Annotated in this window: 5 protein-coding genes; 4 read left to right on the top strand and 1 reads right to left on the bottom strand. The window is 63.2% G+C overall.

What is annotated here, in order from left to right; genetic code table 11:
• From EOA36_RS26245 to EOA36_RS26255, 3 genes are all read left to right on the top strand, one after another.
• Positions 1-600: hypothetical protein (locus EOA36_RS26245; protein ID WP_127280036.1), on the top strand; the 600-nt coding region annotated here is incomplete at its 5' end.
• Between the two features lie 174 nt (positions 601-774).
• Positions 775-1,296 (top strand): GNAT family N-acetyltransferase, encoded by a 522-nt coding sequence (locus EOA36_RS26250; protein WP_127280037.1) that lies wholly within the window; start codon positions 775-777, stop codon positions 1,294-1,296.
• Positions 1,296-2,675 carry a hypothetical protein gene (locus EOA36_RS26255; RefSeq protein ID WP_127280038.1) on the top strand — a complete coding sequence of 460 codons (1,380 nt, stop codon included), beginning with the start codon at positions 1,296-1,298 and terminating at the stop codon, positions 2,673-2,675. The genes EOA36_RS26250 and EOA36_RS26255 overlap by 1 nt, the downstream gene beginning before the upstream one ends.
• A gap of 16 nt (positions 2,676-2,691) precedes the next feature.
• Here EOA36_RS26255 and EOA36_RS26260 read toward each other — a convergent pair whose 3' ends face one another.
• On the bottom strand, positions 2,692-4,461 hold the full coding sequence (locus tag EOA36_RS26260) for an adenylate/guanylate cyclase domain-containing protein (protein WP_127280039.1): 1,770 nt from the start codon (positions 4,459-4,461) through the stop codon (positions 2,692-2,694).
• 240 nt (positions 4,462-4,701) lie between these two features.
• Here EOA36_RS26260 and EOA36_RS26265 point away from each other — a divergent pair.
• Positions 4,702-5,396 (top strand): adenylate/guanylate cyclase domain-containing protein (locus EOA36_RS26265; RefSeq protein ID WP_189553362.1); only part of this gene is annotated, 695 nt, incomplete at its 3' end.

The following is a 5,396-nucleotide window of genomic DNA, read 5'->3' on the forward strand; positions in this document are numbered from 1 at the left end:
GGCTGGCTCGTCCTCGTCATGGCCTTCATCTTCACCGTCATCGTGTCGGCGGTTTCGTTGATCAATCTCGGCTATTTCAACTTCGAGCGAAAAGCGGCCTGGCTCTGGTTCCTGGTCTATCTTGCCTCGGCGGCGGTATCCGGGCTGTTCCTTTGGCGGACCAGGGCCTATCCCCCAGCAAAAGGCGTGACCCCTAACCCCGCGTGGCGCGGCTACATGTTGGCGGAAGCCGCGATCCTTGGCCTCTATGGCATCGGCATGTTGCTATTCCCTCAAAGGGTCAGCAGCACCTGGCCATGGCCGGTCGATCCCTTCCACGCCCAGGTCTACAGCGCCATCTTCCTCGCCGGCGCTGGCGGCGCCTATCTCGTCTGGAAAAACGCGCCGCGCGAGGAACTGCTGGTGCTCGGCCTGGCGCAGTTTCTGGTCGGCCTGCTTGCCATCCTTGGCCTCGTCATCACCGACGCTGCGGTGCACCGGATCGACTGGAGTGCGACCAGGACATTGTGCTGGCTCGCGCTTTTCGGCTGGATCGGCATCAGCGGCGCCTTCAAACTCTACGCCGCCTCCCGGTATTTTGGCTCGCAATCGGCGTCATAGGCTGCAGAGATAGCTGGATTTTCAGGTGCCGCCCGGCGCATCGTGCCGGGCCGATTGGGTTCGAGCACTTCACCGTTTCAAGGAAACGGCGAATTGCTCTATCCTTTGTTCTGACGCAATTCCGGGCGGAAAACCGCTCACACTTTTCCTGGAATTGCTGTAGCCGGGAACGCCATGACCAGCACGACCTCGCCATCCGAGAAAATCCGGCCGCAGCTTCGAGCCGTGCGGCCAAGCGATGCGGAGGCGCTTTGCGCTATCTTCAACATGCCGGGTTTCCGCTGGGGCACGCTCAGGATGCCTTTCGAGATGGTGGAGCAGGTGGAGCGGCGCATCGCCAAGTGCGGCCAGGAAACCACCTGGATCGTTGCCGAGTTGGACGGCAGGATCGTCGGCCATGGCAACCTGGTTGTCCAGGGTTCGCCGCGCCGTTCGCATATAGGCGAGATCAATATCGGCCTTGACGATGCCTTTGTCGGCAAGGGCATCGGCTCTGCCATACTTGGCGCGCTGCTTGACGTTGCCGACAATTGGCGCGCGCTGAAGCGGGTCGAATTGACCGTCTATGCCGACAACGAGCCGGCCATCCGCCTCTACACCAGCCACGGCTTCGAGGTCGAAGGCCGGCATGTGAAGGCCGGCTTTACCGACGGGCAGTATCACGACCTTCTGAGCATGGCCCGGCTGCGGTTCTGATGACCGCCGTCTTCGCCCCAGCCCCTACGCCTCCGGTGGAAATTCTGGCTGTGCTGTCGCTGCTCTGCCCGGAAGTCGTGCGTGACATCGAGCAGAACTGGAATGCATCGGTTTCCGATTACGCCCGCCATCTGTGGCGGCCGGTAGCAAGGCCTGCATCCGGCCCGGCGATCGCTGCCCGCTCGATCCTGCGCGAAGTCCTGCATCAGCGCCTCGGTGCGATCATGCAGCCTGAGGAGATCGGCAAGATCCTCGAAGAGTTCGAGCACAGACCGGTGATTCAGTCCGGCCTGCACTGCCTGCTTCTGATGGACCGGATCACCTTCGATGCCCTCCTGCTTGCTTGGCTCGGCGCGGTCGAAAACGGGCTGTCGGCCTTCTTCGGCTTCATGGGAACGACGATGACCATGGAGACAATTGGCCGGGAGGGGCCGGGCTGGCTCGATGTCGGCGACGACAAGGTCAACCTGTTTGGCATGGGGCGCCACAAACTGTGCCGCAAAAGCGTTTGCGCGGCCGGTCCCGTCACCCTCAACAGGCGCGCCCTCGAAGCGGTGTGCGACGAAACGGATGCCAGCCGCTGGCTGGGCACATTGCTCGCCAGCCACGACAAGGTGTTTGCAACCGCCGCCGATGCGCTGACAGAACTCAACGAGGATCTGGTCGCCGGTTGGGATCGTTCCGGCATGGCCCTGCCGGTTTTGATCGATGACCGGCTCGCCGCTGCTGCCATGGCGCGGCATCTAGACCATGACGGCGGCCTTCTTTCCAGGCTGCTCTTCGAGCCCGCAAGGCGCCGGCGTCTCGAGCATGCCTTGCAAGAGGCCGCATCGAGCCCATTTGGCAGATTCCTGCCCAATGCCACCGCCTATTTCTGGGGCATCCGCGAGGAGCGCGTGCGCAAGCTCGTCCTCGAGAACGGGCAGCTGATCGAGCCTGACAGGCCGCATGGTCTTTCCATCCCGTTCGAGCGGCCGCATCTCAAGCAGGCGCTGCTGGACGGTGTGCTGCTGCCGGACTTGTTCCTGACGTTCCTCGTCCTTGCCATATTGCCGCGCGTGCGGGTCGTGGGCGGCTTGAGACAGATTGGCTATGTAGCGCTTTTCCACTCGATCCTGCTGGCTGCGCTGGATGAAAACGCGCCGGAAGAGCGCGATCTGGCCGCGGAGCTGCAGGTTCGGGAAAATGCCTGGGGCACCCGGGTCATCGATGAAAAGATCTCGGTCCGCGAGCAGCTTGCCGGCCTGCCGGGAGGGGCGCCCTTCGCGGACTTGCTCCGGCAATACCGTTCGCGGACATTTGCCGAGACCACCGACGACCTGAAACTGGTGCGCGAAAACGCCCGATGGTGCAAGATCGGCCGGGCCTCCGGCCTCTGATCGGGCCGCTACCCGGTCATTGCACCAAACCGGCCTTGCGGAGCCCGTCGACCATGAGTTCGAAATCGGCAGGGTTCTTGTAAGGCAAGACTTTGCGACGGTATTCCAGCGAAAAGTCGGGATTGACGCGAAGCATGTCCTGCCATGCCGCGCGGGCCTCCTCCAAACGGCCCAGATGGCCGTAGCTGGCGGCCAGGAGCGCGCGAGAGACGTCGGTCACAGCGTTGCGAGCCAGCCGTTGCAGCAGGAGGTCAACGGCCTCGTTGTATCGTCCCAGTTGAAACAACGCCAAAGCCTGGAAGTGCAGAAGCACATCCGCAAAGTACGGGTTCAAGGACTTTCCCCGGGCGAAACTCTCGAGGGCCTCCTCGGATTTGCCTGAATAGTACAGCGTTTCGCCGCGGCAGACGTGCGCTTCGGCGAAGTTCGGATTGAGGACCAGTGCGCGCTCGACCTCGTCGATGGCCTCATCGTGCCGTCGTGTGTACAGCTTGGCTATCGCCAGCGCCCAGTGCGCCCAGGGATCGTTGTCATCCAGCGTTACCGCCCGCGTTGCGGCCTCTTCGGCTTGCGCCATCGATTCCGGCGGCGACGCTCCCCACCTGTTCAGGTAATCGACGCCGTGCGTGAGGGCGAGGAAAGCGTGGGCAGAGGCAAAGTTCGGGTCCAGTTCGATGGCACGTTGCAAGAGATCGCGGGCTGCGACGTTCGTCTCCTTCGTCAGCCGGTGCCACAGCTCCCGGCCGCGCAGGAAACAGTCATACGCCTCGGTGTTGCGCGGGTGCTCCGGCGCCAGCCGTTGCCGGGCATCGTCGGTCAGGTTGAGCGCCAGCGCACCGACGATCTGCTGCGTCACGTCGTCCTGCACGGCGAATATGTCGGTCAGGTCGCGATCGAACCGCTCCGCCCAAAGATGGCCGCCTGAAATTGCATCGATGAGCTGCGCGGTGATCCGCACCCTGTTGCCCGACTTGCGTACGCTGCCTTCGAGCACATGCCGCACGCCGAGTTTCGCGCCCACCTCCTGCACATGGACGTTCTGGCCCTTGAAGGTGAACGACGAATTGCGTGCGATGACGAAGAGTTGCGACAGTTTTGACAGCGCCGTGATGATGTCTTCGGAGATGCCGTCGGCGAAGTAGTCCTGTTCGGCGTCACCGCTCATGTTGGCGAACGGCAGCACGGCGATCGACAGCTTCGGCGGCACGGCCGCAGCCGGTCGGCTCGTCGCGGTTTCCGGGGTCGCGGCCGCCTTGGCCCCCGCGCCGACTTGCAGCGAATAGACCCGGACCGGCTCGGCGATGTTCTTGAGCTGTGTGCTGCCGAGGTCGCTGACCGAAAGGTCGAGCCTCGCCTTGACCTGGCGATAGGCATCCTCGGACAGGCAGATAGCGCCGGGCGCCGCGACACCCTCCAGACGCGAGGCGATGTTGACGCCGTCGCCCATCAGGTCGCCGTCGCTTTCTTCGACCACATCCCCCAGATGGATGCCGATCCTGAACTCGATGCGGCGGTCCTGCGGCACGCCGGCATTGCGCTCAACCATGCCGTTCTGGATCTCAACGGCGCAGCGCACGGCATCCACCACACTGCGGAACTCAACCAGCGCCCCATCGCCGGTGCGCTTGATCACCCGCCCGTTGTGGACTGCGATGGTGGGATCGATCAGGTCGCTGCGCAGCGTCCGCAACCTCGCCAAGGTACGCTCTTCGTCCGCGCTCGCGAGCCGGCTGTATCCGACCACATCTGCAGCCAGGATTGCGGCCAGCTTGCGGTTCTCGCTCATGCGTCGGTCTCCTTATCTCCAAGATAGCAGGAAGACAGCGGGTAGAGGGAACTTTCGCAAACGACGGCCGCGCAACCGCCCGGCTCGGCAGCGCTCTGCCGCAGGAACCATCCGATCTCTCGATGGCTATTTGCGCTGCCGCTTGCCGGTTGAGAGCTATCGGTTCATCCTTGTGATTGCCCTGGCCGTGAAATGCGTGGCGAGATCATGCCGTCACGGCCCCTAGTGAGGTCTTGTTCCATGGACTGCTCAGGCTGCGGTTTCGAGATTGAGGGCGGTTACGCCTTCTGTCCGAAGTGTGGCCGGCGCCAGCCCGTGTCATGTGCCAGTTGCGGCTATGTCTGCGCACCTGATTTCGAGTTCTGTCCGAAATGCGGGGCAAGCGTCGGTGCGTCCGCAAAATCCGTCGAACGGCCTGCTCCGACACCAAGCCGGACCTTTGTGCCACCTTCTCGAACTGCGGCGCCGAACATCGAAAGCGAAGAAGGGCCGCATTCTGTCTCTGACGCCGATCGCCGGACGGTCACGGTCCTGTTCGCCGACCTCTGCGGCTTCACGACACTCAGCGAGCAGCTCGACCCCGAGGTCATGCAAACGCTGCAGAACGAACTGTTCAAGGAATTGACGGCGGCCGTGCGAAACTTTGGTGGTTTCGTCGACAAATTCATCGGCGATGCACTGCTCGCCTTGTTCGGTGCGCCGGTCGCGCATGAGGACGATCCGGAACGTGCGCTTCGCGCCGCTCTCGACATGATCGCCCGGACGGCGCGGCTCGGCGAAAGCACCCCCTACTCCGGCTCGCCTCTCCTACTCCACATCGGCATAAACACTGGTCCGGTCGTTACTGGAGGATTGGGCATCGGCGCCGCCAAATCCTATTCGGTGACCGGCGACACGGTGAATACGGCGCAACGCCTGCAATCGCTGGCCGCACC

The sequence above is a fragment of the Mesorhizobium sp. M8A.F.Ca.ET.021.01.1.1 genome (genome assembly GCF_003998025.1).
Classification (GTDB): domain Bacteria; phylum Pseudomonadota; class Alphaproteobacteria; order Rhizobiales; family Rhizobiaceae; genus Mesorhizobium.